At 47.0% G+C, this 18,403-nt stretch carries 18 protein-coding genes; 17 read left to right on the top strand and 1 reads right to left on the bottom strand.

What is annotated here, in order from left to right; genetic code table 11:
• The first annotated feature begins 38 nt into the window (after positions 1-38).
• From NST38_RS21720 to NST38_RS21645, 16 genes are all read left to right on the top strand, one after another.
• Complete coding sequence (locus NST38_RS21720) at positions 39-398, top strand: hypothetical protein (RefSeq protein WP_076250677.1); 360 nt, start codon at positions 39-41, stop codon at positions 396-398.
• Positions 399-543: 145 nt separating this feature from the next.
• On the top strand, positions 544-2,358 hold the full coding sequence (gene lepA / locus NST38_RS21715; protein WP_074095901.1) for a translation elongation factor 4: 1,815 nt from the start codon (positions 544-546) through the stop codon (positions 2,356-2,358).
• Positions 2,359-2,580: 222 nt separating this feature from the next.
• On the top strand, positions 2,581-3,765 hold the full coding sequence (gene hemW / locus NST38_RS21710; RefSeq protein WP_076250678.1) for a radical SAM family heme chaperone HemW: 1,185 nt from the start codon (positions 2,581-2,583) through the stop codon (positions 3,763-3,765).
• Positions 3,766-3,883: 118 nt separating this feature from the next.
• Complete coding sequence (locus NST38_RS21705) at positions 3,884-4,354, top strand: N-acetyltransferase (protein WP_017687214.1); 471 nt, start codon at positions 3,884-3,886, stop codon at positions 4,352-4,354.
• 254 nt (positions 4,355-4,608) lie between these two features.
• The gene (hrcA, locus tag NST38_RS21700) at positions 4,609-5,640 is read left to right on the top strand and encodes a heat-inducible transcriptional repressor HrcA (protein ID WP_036615092.1); all 1,032 of its coding nucleotides are present in this window, start codon (positions 4,609-4,611) and stop codon (positions 5,638-5,640) included.
• Positions 5,641-5,684: 44 nt separating this feature from the next.
• Positions 5,685-6,248 carry a nucleotide exchange factor GrpE gene (gene grpE, locus NST38_RS21695; RefSeq protein WP_036668567.1) on the top strand — a complete coding sequence of 188 codons (564 nt, stop codon included), beginning with the start codon at positions 5,685-5,687 and terminating at the stop codon, positions 6,246-6,248.
• A 161-nt stretch (positions 6,249-6,409) separates the two neighbouring features.
• The gene (gene dnaK / locus NST38_RS21690; protein WP_036615087.1) at positions 6,410-8,257 is read left to right on the top strand and encodes a molecular chaperone DnaK; all 1,848 of its coding nucleotides are present in this window, start codon (positions 6,410-6,412) and stop codon (positions 8,255-8,257) included.
• 129 nt (positions 8,258-8,386) lie between these two features.
• Positions 8,387-9,511: a molecular chaperone DnaJ gene (gene dnaJ, locus NST38_RS21685; RefSeq protein WP_036615086.1), complete on the top strand. Its 1,125-nt coding sequence runs from the start codon at positions 8,387-8,389 to the stop codon at positions 9,509-9,511.
• A 241-nt stretch (positions 9,512-9,752) separates the two neighbouring features.
• Complete coding sequence (locus tag NST38_RS21680; protein ID WP_017687219.1) at positions 9,753-10,121, top strand: hypothetical protein; 369 nt, start codon at positions 9,753-9,755, stop codon at positions 10,119-10,121.
• Positions 10,122-10,149: 28 nt separating this feature from the next.
• Complete coding sequence (locus tag NST38_RS21675) at positions 10,150-10,329, top strand: YfhD family protein (RefSeq protein WP_017687220.1); 180 nt, start codon at positions 10,150-10,152, stop codon at positions 10,327-10,329.
• The gene (locus NST38_RS21670; protein WP_076250680.1) at positions 10,322-10,714 is read left to right on the top strand and encodes a hypothetical protein; all 393 of its coding nucleotides are present in this window, start codon (positions 10,322-10,324) and stop codon (positions 10,712-10,714) included. Before NST38_RS21675 ends, NST38_RS21670 begins: the two co-directional genes overlap by 8 nt.
• A 190-nt stretch (positions 10,715-10,904) precedes the next feature.
• Positions 10,905-11,870, top strand: a complete 966-nt coding sequence (gene prmA, locus NST38_RS21665; RefSeq protein WP_076250681.1) for a 50S ribosomal protein L11 methyltransferase — start codon at positions 10,905-10,907, stop codon at positions 11,868-11,870.
• Positions 11,871-11,873: 3 nt separating this feature from the next.
• A complete protein-coding gene (locus NST38_RS21660) occupies positions 11,874-12,554 on the top strand; it encodes a site-2 protease family protein (RefSeq protein WP_076250683.1) in 681 nt (226 codons plus the stop codon).
• 138 nt (positions 12,555-12,692) lie between these two features.
• Entirely contained in the window at positions 12,693-13,457 is a 765-nt protein-coding gene (locus tag NST38_RS21655; RefSeq protein ID WP_076250685.1) for an RsmE family RNA methyltransferase, read from the top strand.
• A gap of 2 nt (positions 13,458-13,459) precedes the next feature.
• Positions 13,460-14,806, top strand: a complete 1,347-nt coding sequence (gene mtaB, locus NST38_RS21650; RefSeq protein WP_076250686.1) for a tRNA (N(6)-L-threonylcarbamoyladenosine(37)-C(2))-methylthiotransferase MtaB — start codon at positions 13,460-13,462, stop codon at positions 14,804-14,806.
• Positions 14,807-14,920: 114 nt separating this feature from the next.
• Positions 14,921-15,355 (top strand): NUDIX hydrolase, encoded by a 435-nt coding sequence (locus NST38_RS21645; protein WP_036615070.1) that lies wholly within the window; start codon positions 14,921-14,923, stop codon positions 15,353-15,355.
• A 57-nt stretch (positions 15,356-15,412) separates the two neighbouring features.
• Here NST38_RS21645 and NST38_RS21640 read toward each other — a convergent pair whose 3' ends face one another.
• Positions 15,413-16,414 (bottom strand): Na/Pi cotransporter family protein, encoded by a 1,002-nt coding sequence (locus NST38_RS21640; protein ID WP_076250688.1) that lies wholly within the window; start codon positions 16,412-16,414, stop codon positions 15,413-15,415.
• Positions 16,415-16,977: 563 nt separating this feature from the next.
• Here NST38_RS21640 and NST38_RS21635 point away from each other — a divergent pair.
• Positions 16,978-18,354, top strand: a complete 1,377-nt coding sequence (locus NST38_RS21635) for a class I SAM-dependent rRNA methyltransferase (protein ID WP_076250690.1) — start codon at positions 16,978-16,980, stop codon at positions 18,352-18,354.
• Positions 18,355-18,403 lie beyond the last annotated feature (49 nt).

Below are 18,403 nucleotides of genomic sequence, written 5' to 3'. Positions count from 1 at the left end.
AAAGGAAAAATAGTAGAGAGTGACAGGAGGCAAAGCATATGTCCAGATTCGGTAAAAGACTGTTATCCATCGCTGTATTAATGTTGCTGGGTGTGCTGTTTGGAATGCAGTTGGCTGGCAGCAACTTTCATATGGGTAATTCATCAGACGGCACGTCAACCGCTGTGAGAACTGAGCCAACTTCATCGGTGACCGAATCTGTTCCGACTGCACCTGTCCAAAAGGAAATTAAAGAACCACCATTTGTACCTGTTCAGTCACCAAGCCAAGTGCTTGGGGCGGATCAAGATAAGGCTCCGGTTGATGTGTTGGCAGACAAAACGGCTGGATTATTGCAAAATCTCTCACACAGTGGAATCAAATGGGTGGTCTCTCTTTTTAGCGGCGTTGCTGAATAAAATACTATAAATTTAAGGTACAATATAACCTCTGGGAGTGCATGATGACACTTTATTATAAAGTTGAGACATCACGGGATTGATGCACTGTGCTTCAACTGTTATAATGAAGTGATTGACACTAGGCTGTTTCTGGGGGTAAGGAATGACTGACATTCGGGCAAGACAACGTAAAATTCGTAACTTTTCTATTATTGCACATATAGATCACGGCAAATCAACACTTGCGGACCGGATCTTGGAGCACACAGGTGCGCTCACTTCACGTGAAATGCAGGAACAAGTTCTGGATAAAATGGACCTTGAACGTGAACGTGGAATAACGATCAAGCTACAAGCAGTAGCCTTGACTTACAAAGCGGATGATGGTGAAGAGTATTTATTGAATCTGATTGACACACCGGGACACGTAGACTTCACGTATGAAGTATCACGCAGTCTTGCTGCATGTGAAGGTGCTCTGCTGGTTGTGGATGCGGCACAGGGAATTGAAGCCCAAACACTTGCCAACGTGTATCTGGCATTGGATAACAATCTTGAAATTTTACCGGTTATCAACAAAATTGACCTTCCAAGCGCTGATCCTGAACGGGTGAAGCAGGAAGTGGAAGATGTTATTGGTTTGGACACAAGTAATGCGGTTTTGGCTTCGGCCAAATCAGGAATCGGAATCAAAGAAATTTTGGAACAAGTGGTGAAAAGTGTTCCAGCACCAACTGGTGATCCTGACCAGCCTTTGAAAGCGCTGATTTTTGACTCGCACTACGACCCGTACAAAGGTGTAATCGTATATGTGCGTGTTGTTGACGGCAAAATCAAATCCGGTTCCAAAATCAAAATGATGGCAACAGGTAAATCATTTGAAGTCATTGAAGTTGGAGCGTTCAAACCTCGTATGACCATCGTGGACGAGCTGAACGTCGGTGATGTTGGATTTATCGTTGCAGGTATCCGGCATGTTGGCGATACACAAGTCGGGGATACGGTAACGGATGCCAAAAATCCAACACTGGAACCTTTGCCGGGTTATCGTAAAATTAACCCAATGGTGTATTGTGGTCTCTATCCGATCGAAACATCGGACTATGTTGATCTGCGTGAAGCGTTGGAGAAATTGCAGTTGAACGATGCGTCTCTGAGCTTTGAACCGGAAACATCCAGTGCTCTCGGTTTTGGATTCCGTTGCGGATTCCTTGGACTGCTTCACATGGACGTTATCCAGGAGCGGATCGAGCGGGAGTTTAACATTCCGTTGATCACAACGGCACCAAGTGTAATCTATCACGTTACCTTAACGAATGGTGAAGTGATGAAAATCGACAACCCATCCAACTATCCTGAGGTGGGACGGATTGATTACGTCGAGGAACCATACGTCAAGGCAGATATTATCGTACCGAATGATTATGTAGGCACCATTATGGAGCTGTGTCAGACTAAACGCGGTGAATATGTAAATATGGAATATCTGGACACAACCCGGGTTACCATTACCTATGAGATTCCGTTGTCCGAGATTGTATATGACTTCTTTGACCAGTTGAAATCCGGTACCAAAGGATATGCATCCCTGGATTATGAACTGTCCGGTTACCGTCAGTCCAATCTGGCGAAAATGGATATTGTACTCAATGGCGAACAGGTGGATGCTCTGTCCTTCATCGTTCACCGTGACCGTGCCTATAACCGCGGACGCATTGTCTGTGAGAAACTGCGCGAGCTGATTCCACGACAAATGTTCGAGGTACCAATTCAGGCATCTGTAGGTACCAAGGTTGTTGCTCGTGAGACGGTAAAAGCAATGCGTAAAAACGTACTTGCCAAGTGTTATGGTGGTGACATCTCGCGGAAACGGAAACTGCTTGAGAAGCAGAAGGAAGGTAAGAAGCGGATGAAGCAGGTTGGTAACGTTGAGGTGCCACAAGAGGCATTCATGGCGGTACTGAAAATTGATGACTAGGACGTTTGCTTGCAAACGTCACGTGAATCCTTTTGGTACATCAATAATTTGTGTATGAAAGGATAAACGATATTTTGTCTCGGGTACATCACAGAGTGTGTGTATCGAAATTGAATTGTAGGACGTTTGCTTGCAAACATGGTTACAACACAGAATATTAAATAACTAAGCTGAAAGGGAAGCCGGATGGCTTTCCTTTTTTCAAATAGAGGGGGACTTGCCATGACATTGGCAGCACACAGCCGGAAGACAGGTGCGCCCCAAGCGGTGTATCTTCACATTCCCTTTTGCACGAATAAATGTTTTTATTGCGACTTTAACTCTTACGTTCTGAAAGATCAGCCCGTGATGCAATATCTCGAAGCGCTGGAACGGGAGATGGAACATACAGTTAAGGCCAATCCACCGGGCGAGATCAAGACGATATTTGTAGGTGGGGGTACGCCAACAGCTCTGAAACCGGATGAGATGGCCGTATTTCTTCGTTCCGTGAAGACGTATTTCCCAAATTGGGCAGACGATATTGAATTTTCGATGGAAGCCAACCCGGGAACAACGGATGCGGAGAAACTCGCTGCGATGAAAGAAGGCGGCGTCAACCGTGTCAGCTTTGGCGTACAGGCGTTTCAGAATGATCTGCTGACAGGCATTGGCCGTATTCATAATACGGATGATGTATACCGCAGTTTGGAGAATGCTCGAAAAGCAGGCTTGAATAACCTGTCCATTGACCTGATGTTTGGTTTGCCAAACCAGACTGTTGAAATGTTGAATGAGAGTATCGACAAAGCGCTGGAACTGGATCTGCCGCATTACTCCATCTACAGCCTGAAAGTGGAAGAGAATACACTTTTCCATACCCTGTATCAGAAGAACCAGTTACCACTTCCTCATGAAGATGATGAGCTGGAGATGTATCTTCTATTAATGAGACGTATGAAAGAAGCGGGCTATGGACAATACGAGATTAGTAACTTTGCCAAGCCGGGCTTTGAGAGTCGTCACAATATTACCTACTGGCGTAATGAGGACTACTATGGTCTGGGTGCAGGTGCGCATGGATATGTGGGCCGCGAACGGCATATGAATATTAAAGGTATAAATCCTTATGTTGAAGCTTCACGAGCAGGACTGCCTCGTCTGGATCATTTTGAGATTGCTCGCCCGGAAGCTATGGAAGATTATCTGATGGTTGGACTGAGAATGTTGGAGGGAGCTTCGGCCTCACGCTTTAGCGAACAGTTCGGAGAGTCCATGGAAGAAGTGTTTGCGAAGCCTTTGGGCAAAATGTTGAACGCAGGGTTGCTTGAGCGGACGGCAGACGGCTTCCGACTGAGCGAGCAGGGCATCCTGTTCGGAAATGACGTTTTTGCGGAGTTTATCGGGTCCTTATCGCTGAATTCATAGCTTGAAATTCTATACGCTCTGTTGTATATTTATTCATATTGATTTTACAGAGCGTGTTAATTTAACAACTACGAAGTCAGCTTTCCTCTGGAAAGCTTGGTAATAGGAGGAGAGCAGGATGTCGGTAATATGCAGAAAAGCCGTGCCGGAAGATGTTGAACCACTGTATGAAATGATTAAGGGCTATGCAGAGCGTGGGATCATGCTTCCGCGATCACGGGAAATACTGCACCGACAGCTGGAGCACTTTGTTGTAGCCGAAGTTGATGGTGAAGTGGTGGGTTGCGGATCGCTTTGTCGTCTGGGGAATGATTTGGTGGAAGTCAGATCACTCGGTATCTCGGAAGGACACAAAGGGCTCGGTATTGGCTCCCGATTGCTGGACCGACTGGTAGAAGAAGCAGAGAAACAACAGATTCCTAAGGTTATGGCGTTGACATATGAAGTATCCTTCTTCCTCAAAAACGGCTTTGCCGTGGTGGAAAAAGAGATTTTCCCTGAGAAAGTATGGACCGACTGTGTTCATTGCAGCAAGCAGGATTGTTGCGATGAGATCGCGGTATTAAAAGAGCTTAACGTTTCAGCATAACAACTGAATGGACTGCATGAATCGAGCCGAGTCAGCCTCTGCCCTACATGCAGTCCTTTTTTACTTCAAAGTATGTTCAATAAAGTTGTTAGGACTCGTCGACATTGGTCTATACTATAAATAGATGAGCCCACTCATCAAACTCACTTGACAATGTTCACGTCAGTTTGGTATTTTTGTATTACCGCTTAGCACTCATCTAACCGGAGTGCTAACGACATGGGACAGTACAGTCAGAAGGAGGGATACTCACCATGTTAACAGAGCGTCAACGAATGATTCTGAACGCTATAGTGGATGACTATATCCGTTCAGCTGAGCCCGTAGGGTCCCGGAGCATTTCCAAAAGGGGAGATGTTGGATACAGTCCGGCGACGATCCGTAATGAAATGGCGGACCTTGAAGATATGGGTTTCCTGGAACAGCCGCATACATCGGCAGGACGCATTCCTTCTCATAAAGGCTATCGATATTATGTCGATCATTTGGTCCCTTGGAATCAGGTGGAGCCTCAGGAGTTGGATGATCTCAAGTCGTTCTTCGCTGAAAAATTGAACGTCATGGAACAAGTTATTCAGCATGCATCCAATATTTTGTCACATATGACGAATTATACTTCGATCCTGCTTGGACCGGAAGTATTCCATACGTCCTTACGTCACTTCCAATTGCTTCCGTTGAACGAGAGTGAAGCTGTGGCAATTATCGTGACCAATACAGGTCAAGTGGAGAACAAGACGGTTCAGATTCCACCAGAAATCTCGGTAGCCGAGATGGAAAATGTGGTTCGCTTGTTAAATACCAAGCTTGTGGGCGTACCAATCTACAAATTGAAATCCCGTCTTTATACCGAACTTGGGCAAGAGATGGAACGGCATATTACACGTTACGAGGAAGTTATGCAGGTGCTGAACAGTGCCTTTGACAACGAACATGATAATCGTCTGTTCCTCAGTGGTGCCACCAATATGTTGACTCAACCGGAGTTTAAAGATATCGAAAAGGTAAAAGATATTCTTGACCTGCTGGAAGAGACACCAACACTCATGAAATTGATGATGCCCGTGCCGGGTGGATCTGGTATTCAAGTGCGAATCGGCACTGAGAATGATCATGAAGCCTTTGCCAACTGCAGCCTGATTACAGCCTCCTATTCATTGGACGGTGAGGCTTTGGGGTCGATCGGTATTCTAGGACCCACGCGGATGGATTATGCACGTGTCATTCATATTTTAAATACACTATCCCGTGACTTGACGGCGATGCTAACACATCGTTTCAAATAAGATTCGGGAATGAACCATTTCATTCGTATAAGGAGGTGAACATCTTGAAAGAGGAGCAATCATTTACAGAAGAACAAGAGGTAACAGCAACTGAGCAGGAGCCTATTAATGAAGCTGGCGCTGCAGAAGCACAAGCTGAAGAGATGGCTGGTCAGGAGCAGGATGAGCTTGCACGTCTGAAGGCAGAAGCTGAGGAGCAACAACAGCGTTATGTCCGTGCACAGGCTGATTTTGATAACTTCCGTCGTCGTACGCAGAAGGAAAAAGAAGAATTGGCTAAATACGCTTCGATGAAGCTGGTCACCGAACTGGTACCGGTTATTGATAACTTCGAGCGCGCCATGGCTACTGTACCGGAAGGAGCAGAGGTCGAATCTTTCTCCAAGGGCATCCAAATGATTTTCCGTCAATTGGAAACCGTGATGAATAATGAAGGTCTGACGGCTATGGAATCGGTAGGACAACCGTTCAATCCTGAATTCCACCAAGCAATTATGCAAGTGGAGAGCGACGAGTACGAAGAAGGTATCGTTGTTGAGGAAGTCCAAAAAGGCTACATGCTGAAAGATAAAGTGCTTCGTCCAGCTATGGTTAAAGTCAGCTCATAAATTCCTTATAGGAAGGAATGAGTCGGCTCCATGGTTGAACAATGTGGGCGAAGTTTAATATAAAGGTTTGTACACATAGAGCACGATTAGCAACATGAACATCTAAATAAGGGTCAGATCAGACCCATTCATTTTAAATTGTTGAGGGAGGAAATTTTCGGATGAGCAAAGTAATTGGTATTGACTTAGGAACAACAAACTCATGCGTAGCAGTAATGGAAGGCGGCGAGGCTGTCGTAATTCCAAATCCGGAGGGCGCACGTACAACTCCATCCGTAGTTGGTTTCAAAAAGGATGGAGAGCGCGTTGTTGGTGAAACAGCAAAACGTCAAGCCATCACCAATCCGGATCGTACCATCATGTCGATCAAACGTCACATGGGTACTTCCCACAAGGAAACAATCGATAGCAAAGACTACTCCGCACAAGAGATCTCTGCAATCATTCTGCAAAAATTGAAATCCGATGCTGAAGCTTATCTGGGTCAAACGGTAACTCAAGCAGTTATCACTGTACCAGCTTACTTCAATGACAGTCAGCGCCAAGCGACTAAAGATGCGGGTAAAATTGCAGGTTTGGAAGTTCTGCGTATCGTCAACGAGCCAACAGCAGCAGCTTTGGCATACGGTATGGAGAAATCCGAAGACCAAACGATCCTCGTATATGACCTGGGTGGCGGTACGTTCGACGTATCCATTCTTGAACTGGGTGATGGCTTCTTCGAAGTTAAAGCAACTAGCGGGGACAACAAACTAGGCGGGGATGACTTTGACCAAGTGATCATTGATTACCTCGTAAGTGAATTCAAAAAAGATCAAGGCATTGACTTGAGTAAAGATAAAGCAGCGGTTCAACGTTTGAAAGATGCAGCGGAAAAAGCGAAAAAAGAACTTTCCGGCGTATTGACTACAACGATCTCCTTGCCGTTCATCACAGTTGCTGATGGCGTTCCTCAGCATTTGGAGTTGAACCTGAGCCGTGCGAAATTTGAAGAAATCTCTGAAGGTCTGGTTGAGCGTACGCTTGAACCAACTCGTCGTGCATTGAGTGATGCGGGTATGACGCCTAACGATATCGACAAGATCGTATTGGTTGGTGGTTCGACACGTATTCCAGCAGTACAAGAAGCGATCAAAAAACTGACGGGTAAAGAGCCACACAAAGGCGTTAACCCGGATGAAGTTGTAGCTTTGGGCGCTGCTGTACAAGCGGGCGTACTGACAGGTGACGTGAAAGACGTTGTATTGCTCGACGTAACGCCATTGTCCCTGGGTATCGAAACAGCGGGTGGCGTATTCACTAAAATGATCGAGCGTAACACAACGATCCCTACAAGCAAATCTCAAGTGTTCTCCACATATGCAGACAATCAACCAAGCGTTGAGATTCATGTTCTGCAAGGTGAGCGTGAGATGGCAGCAGGTAACAAATCGCTTGGACGTTTCATGTTGGGTGATATTCCACCAGCTCCACGTGGCGTTCCACAGATCGAAGTTAGCTTCGATATTGATGCCAACGGTATCGTTAACGTATCAGCAACAGATAAAGGTACGAACAAAACTCAAAAAATCACAATCACTTCTTCCAGCGGTTTGAGCGATGCTGAAGTTGAGCAAATGATGAAAGATGCTGAGTTGCACGCTGAAGAAGATAAAAAACGCAGAGAACTCGTTGAAGCGAAAAACAGTGCAGATCAATTGATCTACTCTGTTGACAAAACGATCAAAGATCTTGGCGAAAAAGCAGATGCTGGCGAAGTTGAAAAAGCGAATGCTGCCAAAGAAAAACTGCAAGGCGTTCTGGCTTCCGACAACCTGGAAGATATCAAAGCTGCTACAGAAGAACTGACAGAGATCGTTCAACAACTGTCCGTGAAACTGTATGAGCAAGCTCAGGCGCAAGAGCAAGAAGCACAAGGTGCTGAAGAGCAACAACAAGGTTCTGCTAAACGTGACAACGTCGTAGACGCTGATTACGAAGTTGTGGATGAAGATAAAAAACAAAACTAATTCGTAGTTCTACGCGAATTAAACATCGGTGACGTTCGAATTAGAGGGAAAGTCATAGCCGGGGCTCCCGCGCTTTGGCTTTCCTTTTGTCACGATGTGCGATATGGTGAATGATATGGGGGTGGAAGAGTGGCTGAAAAGCGTGATTATTATGAGGTGCTTGGCGTTAGTAAAACGGCTAACGACGATGAAATTAAAAAGGCTTACCGTAAGCTTGCCCGTCAGTATCACCCTGACGTAAACAAGGCTGCTGATGCGGAAGCTAAATTTAAAGAAGTTAAAGAAGCTTACGACGTAGTGAGTGACGGTCAGAAGCGTGCACAATATGATCAATATGGTCATGTCGATCCGAATCAAGGTGGATTCGGTGGTGGCGGTGATTTTGGCGGCGGCGGATTTGGCGACATCTTCGACATGTTCTTTGGCGGGGGTGGCGGTGGACGACGTGATCCAAATGCTCCGCAACGGGGGAATGATCTGCAGTACACGATGACAATAGAGTTCAAGGAAGCTGTATTCGGTAAAGAAACCGATATTACGATTCCGCGTACCGAAGGCTGTGATACCTGTCATGGCTCAGGTGCCAAACCTGGAACGAAACCGGAAACCTGCTCGGTCTGCCAAGGTAGCGGTCAGCAGGAAGTCGTGCAAAATACACCGTTTGGTCGTATGGTTAATCGTCGTGCATGTTCGAACTGTAGCGGTTCGGGCCAAATTATCAAAGAAAAATGTACAACGTGCAGTGGCAGCGGTAAAGTCCGCAAGCAACGCAAAATCCATGTCCGCATTCCAGCGGGTGTAGATGATGGCGCGCAACTGCGTATGACAGGTGAGGGCGAAGGCGGCCTGCGTGGCGGACCAGCGGGAGATCTGTATATTGTCATTCGCGTGAAATCACATGATTTCTTCGAGCGTGAAGGCGACGATATTTATTGCGAAATCCCACTTACCTTTGCTCAGGCAGCTCTGGGAGATGAAGTTGAGATCCCAACGTTGACCGAGAAAGTGAAGTTGAAAGTACCAGCTGGTACACAAACGGGAACGTATTTCCGCCTCAAAGGCAAAGGTGTACCACGCCTGCGCGGTATGGGGCAAGGGGATCAGCATGTGAAAGTGGTTGTGGTTACACCTAGTAAGCTGAATGACGAGCAGAAAGATCTGCTTCGCCAAATTGCTTCGCTGGATGGAGAGCAAACACATGAGCATGAACAATCTTTCTTTGATAGAGTGAAACGCGCCTTCCGCGGCGACTGAGAATAAAATAAAGCAAGTCCAAAAGGACACCACAGCGGTTTTTACCGCGGGGTGTCCTTTTTTGTACGCCTTTTTTTACTGATTGAGTGGTTTTCGAAAAATCCATGGATTTATGCTACGAAGCACGACAGCAATTTGTGGGAGCATTTCGGTATATTCTGAGCGAACTTGCGGAAAGATAGCATGGCGAGAATGATATGCATAGCTGATATGCGAGAAATTAGGAAAGCAGGTGAAGCGGATGACCGAGAAAAATATTTTGGCGTACTTTCACAGCCCGGAGCAGGCTCAAGGGGCGGCCAAAAAACTGGAGGCATTGCGAGTGGAGGACCTGTCGATTAATCGATTCAGCCGATATGCGGGTGTAGGACCAAGCGGGGCTTCCTACAAGCCGGGCGTTTCCGGCAGTTTTTCATCATGGGTGCCCGATTCGATGCAAACAAATGCCAGTGCTGGAATCATGGCTGCGGCGGACCCTTCTGCAAGCGGCATGAGTGATGGTGGACAGGGTGGACCTACAGGAAGAGATGTATTACTAACTGTCATCGTAGATGAATCGGTACATCACCGCGCTATGTCTATTATCGAACAAGCCGGTGGAATGATCTAGTTTCCCAATATGAAGGAGGAGCATTACAATGGCAGAACATGAACGTCCAGGCAAGATCTTAACAAAAACGGAAAAGATGAAACGTATGCAATCCGCGAAAAATGAGGACGTGGAATTCAGCGCTGAAGCTGCGGATCATGAAGATATAGAAGCACTACGCCGCAGTGAAGCGGCTGATCGACGACAGGGACGGGAGCTTCATGACTGAAGATCGCTCGGCAGTGACCCTCGAAGCTGTTTTTACAAGCTGGACTGAGGCCGAGTCTGCACGCAGAGCCCTGGAATTGCTGCACCCGAACCAATTGAGTATTGAGAGCCTTGGCAATGAAGCTTCTGCATTGGACTCAAACGATGTTACGGGCTCCGATAATTCTCCTACGGCCGTCGTTGGAGGATTTAGTGGCGAACTAAATGTACTTGCCCTGATTAGTGATGAAACGGAAATGTTGTCCAATGGTCAGGTGTATGATACACCCAAAGAGGACTCGGTCAACAGGCTAAAACAAGAAATTTTGCTAACCGTGTCCGTATCCAACGATTCGCTCCCGCAAGCCGCAGAGATGATCACGCAGAATGGTGGGCGTTTTTGTTAAGTGAGATTCAAATTATGCAAAATGCTGAAGTAAATAAAACAGATATGTATGAATAGATGACAGGATATTCGAGCAGTCAGGCTGCGGATATCCTGTTTTGTTTTTCTTTTACTGGTGCGGCTTTGTGCTCCGGCTAGCTTGTGTAGTACAATAGTTGGGATGTTTGAAAAATGAGGAGGAAAAACCAAGTATGTTATGGCATGAACTAACAATACATACCACAGAAGAAGCTGTGGAGATGATTTCGAATTTTTTACATGAAGCGGGTGCTGGAGGGGTTTCGATTGAAGAGTCCGGTACTTTAAATAAAAAACGGGACACGACATATGGTGAGTTATACGACGTTCCTTTGAATGATATTCCGGAAGGCTTTGCAGTCATCAAAGGGTACTTCTCCGAAGGTACGGATATGGTTGCATTACAGTCAGAAGTTAATCCGAGAGTTGAGGAACTCTCCGAATTCGGAATTGATACAGGTGAGGTTCGTTATGAGACGCGTACAGTGGATGAAGATGACTGGGCAACAGCCTGGAAACAATATTTCAAGCCGGTACGTGTATCGGAACGTTTGACGATCAAGCCAACTTGGGAAGAGTATACGCCTGAAAGTCCGGATGAGAAAATTATTGAGCTTGATCCAGGCATGGCTTTTGGTACAGGAACCCACCCAACGACCTCACTCTGCTTGCGCACACTGGAAACGGTTATTCAGGGCGGCGAGGAAGTTATTGACGTAGGTACAGGCTCTGGTATTTTGGCTATTGGAGCGATAAAACTTGGGGCAAAACATGTACTGGCGCTCGATCTTGATCCAGTTGCCGTAATTAGTGCCAGGGAGAATGTGGAACTGAATGGGCTGGAGCAACAAATTACGGTTAAAGAGAGTGATCTGTTGTCCGTCCTTGGGAGTCAGGACCCTGCACTTGGTGTACAACTGCCGGTTAAGGTTGTCGTGGCGAACATTCTGGCTGAGATCATTTTGTTGTTCGTAGACGATGTCTATAATGCGCTTGAGTCTGGTGGCACCTATATTGTATCCGGCATTTGGAAGAACAAAGAGCAGGTTGTGCATGATGCACTTGTAGCCTCGGGGTTTGAAGTGAGTGCGATCCACCGTGATGAGGATTGGCTGGCGTTTGTAGCCAGAAAGGGGTAACGTATGGACTTTTGGAATTCGTTCTTTCGTTATCCGATCGATCAGCTTCCGTTTTTCCTGCTGACCATTCTGATCGCATTTACGGTGCATGAATTCTCGCATGCGTATTTTGCTAACAAATTTGGTGATCCAACAGCGAAGCTGTTGGGTCGGGTCACGCTGAATCCGGTTGTACACTTTGACTTGTTAGGTGTGCTGCTACTCATTATTGCCGGTTTTGGTTGGGCACGTCCAGTTCCCGTTAATCGGGCTAACTTCGACAAACCTAGATTGATGGGCATCATCGTATCTGCAGCAGGGCCTCTGAGCAATCTTTTGCTCGCGATCATCGGTACAATCATCTATGCTTCACTGGTTGGTTCGGGAGCACTCGGTGGGATTGATAATGAGCGTCTGCTCACAGCAATCACGACGTTTTTCGCTATCTTTAACTTAACCAACTTTTTCCTGTTCCTGTTTAACTTGATTCCGTTGCCACCACTGGATGGTTATCGGATCCTAGAGGATCTACTGCCACCTTCAATCAGCCGCAAGCTGCAAGGGGTGGAGCAATGGTCTATTTTTATCTTCCTATTGATTCTTGTTATACCTCCGTTGCAAAATGTGACGATTCAACCTTTGTATGAGTCTGCGCAAACGATGTATGTGGATCTGGCAAAGGTGATTATTGAATTATATCGCTAAAAGCGTATCGTGTTTTGGACGGATATACTGGTCAGAAACACGTAAAAGTTGTATGATCATCTGTGGCGATTGGATTCACGCCTACCATCAGGCGGGGTGAATTCCAGTCATAACAGGACAGAATGGGTGGATTGACTTATGCAGCGATATTTTGTATCTGCAGAACAGTTTAATGAACACGCTGTGATCATCACAGGTGATGATGCACGCCATATTGGCAAGGTCATGCGTGGTAAACCTGGAGATAAACTGATTGTCAGTGACGGAAACTCCAGAGAAGCACTCGTGGAAATTGAGAGTATTGAAGTTGGCCAAGTGACAGCCAATATTGTGGAACCTATCGAGATGGACCATGAAGCACGGATTCGTGTAACCGTGGCACAGAGTTTACCCAAGGGTGACAAGATGGAAACAGTCATCCAGAGATGTACTGAGATTGGGGCGGTATCATTTGTACCCTTCCTATCAGAGCGTACGATTGTGCAATATGATGCCAAGAAAGAAGGCAAACGGTTGGAGCGGTGGCGGAAAATTGCCAAGGAAGCTGCCGAACAGAGTCACCGGAATCGTATTCCATCCGTTGAGCAGCCGCTTTCCTGGAAAGGGCTGTTATCTTCTTTTGAGGGCTATAGCCTGGTATGTTATTGTTATGAGAAAGAAAACGGTAAACAGCTGAGAGATGCACTGAAGCCGTTTGTAGAGCAACTTGCACCTGGTGCAAGTGCAGAAGTATTGATCGTGGTTGGACCGGAAGGTGGATTTTCTGAGAAGGAGACGGCAGAGGCTGATCAGGCAGGTGCTGTATCTGTTGGACTGGGCAAACGCATTTTGCGTGCTGAGACAGCTGGAATGGCAGCACTAACTTGCGTGCTATATGAATCCGGAGAAATGGGAGGAATGTAATTATGCCATCCGTGGCGTTTTACACCTTAGGCTGCAAAGTTAATTTCTATGATACAGAGGCGATTTGGCAATTGTTCAAAAACGAAGGTTACGATCAAGTGGACTTTGATGAACAGACAGCGGATGTATACTTGATTAATACTTGTACAGTAACCAATACCGGCGACAAAAAGAGCCGTCAAATTATTCGTCGTGCCATTCGGCGCAACCCGGAGGCGATTGTGGCCGTTACAGGCTGCTACGCGCAGACTTCTCCGGCAGAGATTCTGGACATCCCAGGGGTGGATCTGGTTATCGGTACACAGGACCGTGACAAGATTTTGCCATATGTTAATGAAATTCAGGAGTCCCGTCAACCGGTTAATGCGGTGCGTAATATTATGAAAACCCGTGTGTTTGAAGAAATGGATGTACCTGATTTTGCTGATCGTACCCGAGCTTTCCTAAAAATTCAAGATGGTTGCAATAACTTCTGTACATTCTGCATTATTCCGTGGTCTCGTGGTCTCTCACGCAGCCGTGAGGCGAACAGCATTATTCAACAGGCGCATCAACTTGTACACGCCGGATACAAGGAGATTGTTCTGACTGGTATTCATACAGGTGGGTATGGCGATGACATGGAGAACTATGATCTGACGGATCTACTGTGGGATTTGGATAAGGTAGAGGGTTTGGAGCGTATTCGAATCAGCTCGATTGAAGCCAGTCAGATCGATGACCGCATGCTCGACGTGATCAAACGTTCGGATAAACTCGTTCGTCACTTCCATATTCCGCTGCAAGCGGGTGATGATGCGGTGTTGAAACGCATGCGCCGCAAATATACGACAGAAGAGTTTTACAACAAGATGCTTCGCATTCGGGAAGCAATGCCGGATGTAGCGATTACAACAGACATCATTGTTGGATTTCCAGGTGAGACGGATGAGATGTACCGTAATGGCTATGAGTTGATGCGGAAGATCGGTTTTTCCGAAATGCATGTATTCCCTTATTCCAAGCGTACGGGTACACCAGCAGCACGAATGGAAGATCAGGTGGACGAAGAAGTCAAAAATGCACGTGTGCATGAACTGATTGACTTGTCTGAGCAGATGCAGCTGGAGTACGCTGAGCAGTTTGTCGGACAGGTACTGGATGTTATTCCCGAAGGTGAAGCAAAAGGCCGCGAGGGAAGTGGCAAGCTGCACGGTTATAGCGACAACTACATTCAACTGGTCTTTGATGGAACGATGGATATGGTCGGTAAAGTGTGCCGAGTCAAAGTGGTTGAAGCCGGCGTCAACGAGAGTCAGGCTACGCTGGTACGTGTTTTGGAAGAGAATCTTAAGTCCGCCGCGATGTAATCGAGGCGTCAGAAACAAGGATTTCATTTCCTTGGGGAGCTTACCCGGGGAGATGAGGTCCTTCTTTTGCAAAAAAATAAGATAAAGATATCGAAGTTGATGGGGGAGAGCACGATGAACAAAAAAGAAATTTCAGCAGGCGGAGTTGTTTATAGAACAGGGGAAGACGGACGTCTTCAAATTCAGCTTATCGTAGATCGTTATGGTAAAACAACTCTCGCCAAGGGCAAAATGGAAGATGGAGAAACAATTGAACAGACGGCACTGCGCGAGATTTTGGAAGAGACAGGTATGGTGGGCCGCATTGTAGAGCCGGTTGATATCATTGCTTACACGTACCAACATGCAGACTTTGGCCCGGTGGACAAGGAAGTTCATTATTATCTCGTTGAAGCCGAGAGTGGTGATCTACAGCCTCAGATTGAAGAAATCAAGGGTGTGGATTGGTATGCTCCGGAAGAAGCATGGTCCTTACAGCAGCAGAGCGGATATGATAATAACGATGATATCTTGCGTGTAGCCCTGAACAAGTTAGGCATTAACGTATAACGCACTATTGTTCGAGTCAGTTAGCCGCGAGCTCTGTGGGTCTGGATAGACAGATCATCAAGCCACGGGTGACTTCGCCGCGGGGGCGTGGACCGGTGGTTTTTTGTGCCAGATTGGCAAGTAACAAAATGGCAAAGCAAGCAGTGAACTGGTGATGTTAAAAAGGGTCTGGGCATGCGCAATCTGTGCCCCGTTGTCCGCTGACAGCCAGGCCGAAGCTGCATGCAGCTGGCCGATCAGCGGCATAAACAGCAACGCTCCCGCAATGTTTAATACAACATGGGAGGCTGCGACAAATTTGCCTGCGGATGCTCCGCCCGCGGCAGCAATCACAGCGGTGATGCAGGTCCCCACATTGGACCCGATCACAATGGCGATGCCGATCTCCACAGGCAATACCCCTGTGGCTGCCAGCGTAATCGCCATGCTAATGACAGCTGCGCTGCTGTGAATGAGCGCTGTCAGACAGGCACCTGCCAGGAAGCCCCACCACAAGCTGTCGGCCGAGCGGTCGAGAAACCATTGAAATACGCCCATGCTCCGCAAGGGTAAGGCAATGGATTGCATCACCTGAATGCCTGTCATAACAAGTGCAAATCCCGCAGCTGCGAGGAAACTGTACTGGATGTTAAACAGAGTCTGACGCGTGCGTTCAGGAGCGGCCAGATTGCGTTCACCAAGAACAACAAACATGGCCCAGCCCGTTAGCGACAGGACGAGTAGCGGTAGGGAAGCACGTCCGATCTGCAGTCCCACCAGCTCCGTCGTCAGGCATGTCCCGATGTTGGTGCCGAGGATGATGCCAAGTGTTCGTCCATAGGTAATTAATCTGGCATTAGCCAGTCCAATGGTGAGTACGGTGACCGCAGTACTGCTCTGTAACAGGGCCGTTGCACCTGCACTGAAGGCCATGCCTTTCCATGGAGCAGAGGTGGCACGATTGAGCCAATCTGCCAACATGGGCCCTGCCATGCGCTGCAAGGCCGTTTCCATCAGCTTCATGCCACCAAAAAAGATAATAAGCCCATAGAGTAAGGGCAATATAACATCTCTAAACATAGAAATATCATTCCTTCCATCCGGTTCCTTAACTCATCCTATGAGTAAGAAAAGACAACCATGACAAGCCTAAAGGAATTCAGAGGGAAGCGACCTAAATTACCCCACCCCAATTCGGAAGATACGGTGATTCGTAACCGGAACGTCACTTAACTGCTGCACCCCAATTCGAAAGATACGGTGATTCGTGCAAACGTAGCGAAGAAGACGAAATTGTTACCGAAGAAGCGAAGCGTGCGCCTTTATCCCCGGATTTTCCCTTTGAGAAAAGGGAAAATCCGGGGATAACAGCGATCAGAGGAACAATTCGTCGCCGTAGCGCCACCTAATTGTGCCACCCCAATTCAAAAGATACGGTGATTCGTGCAAACGTAGTGGAGGGGACGAAATCGAATCTGAAGAAGCGAAGCGTGCGCCTTTGCCTCCGGATTTTCCCTTTAAAAAAGGGAATCAAAAAAATCTGGAGACAACAGCGATCGGAAGATCGATTCGTAACCGAAACGCCACCTACGCGCCGCACCAAACCTATCTTTTTAACTAACTATGAAAGAAGTGGATCTACCTTGCCATCAGTTACACTCGAACGCAGTCGCAAAAAGCGGCTTGAACATGCACATCCATGGATATTTAACAATGAAATTGCCTCTGTTGACGGAAACCCGGAACCGGGAGATCTGGTCAATGTATTGAATCATCAAGGTCGCTATCTGGCGACAGGTTATTACAATCCTGCATCTCAGATCACTGTAAGGGTTGTAGCGTATCAACCTCTGGAGTCCGAACAGATGGACACCGCGTTTTTTGCAGCGCGTTTCCGCGATTGCTTGCGTCACCGGGAACGTTTTATCCAGGATGGAGAGGCATACCGTCTCGTTTACGGCGAAGCTGATTTTCTGCCAGGATTAATCGTTGACCGATTCGGCAGCATTCTCGTTGTACAGTTGCTTACACTTGGCATGGATCGTTGCCGTGAAGCCATCGTACAGGCACTCATTGAAGTAATGCAGCCGGAAGGTATATACGAGCGCAGTGATGTCTCGATTCGTGAACTGGAAGGTTTGGAGCAGACCAAAGGTCCACTGTACGGAGATTGCCCAAGACATGTCACGGTTACAGAGAATGGACTACTCATTAAAGTGGATATCGTGGAAGGGCAGAAGACAGGTTACTTCTTCGACCAACGCGAGAATCGTGCAGCCATTGAACCGCTTATGAAGGGTTGGGGCTACAAGAGTGGAATCACACTACAAACGACCGAGCAGGATGGCACAGAGCAGCTCTTGCCTGTGAATAAAAGTGGTAAAGTAGTTACATTCCCATATTGGGATGGTGCCACTGTACTGGAGTGTTTCTCACACACGGGCAGCTTTACGTTGAATGCTTGCAAATATGGAGCTAAAAAAGTGACTTGTCTTGATATTTCGGAGCATGCCATTGAGAGTGCACGAACAAATGTGGAGCTGAACGGTTTCACTGACCGGGTTGAATTCGTAGTTGCTGATGCATTCCAGTACTTGCGTGAACAAGTGAAGGGACTGGATGAACGTACCGCACGTGCACGTGCAGCCGAACAGAAAGTGGATACATCCAAAGCGCTGGCAGCTGGCGGTAAAACATTTGATGTGGTCATCCTTGATCCTCCTGCATTTGCCAAAACGAAATCAGCAGTTAAAGGTGCATGTCGCGGTTATAAAGATATCAATCTGCAAGGAATGAAACTGGTCAATGAGGGTGGATATTTGGTAACAGCCAGCTGTTCGTATCACATGCGTCCAGACTTATTTCTAGATACGATTGCTGATGCAGCAGAAGATGCAGGCAAAGTGCTTCGTTTGATCGACTGGAAGGCAGCCGGTAAGGATCACCCACAAATTTTGGGTGTGGATGAAGGACATTACCTGAAATTTGCTATTTTCGAAGTGCGCAGTAAAAAGAATTAATCGTATGATTTTCGTTCCAATCAAGTATAGATCAAGTCAAAAGTCCACA

Origin of the sequence: Paenibacillus sp. FSL H8-0104 (assembly GCF_038050215.1) — a bacterium.
Classification (GTDB): Bacteria; Bacillota; Bacilli; order Paenibacillales; family Paenibacillaceae; genus Paenibacillus; species Paenibacillus amylolyticus.
The sequence above is the reverse complement of the archived record's forward strand: the minus strand, read 5'-3'. Positions and strand labels throughout refer to the sequence as shown.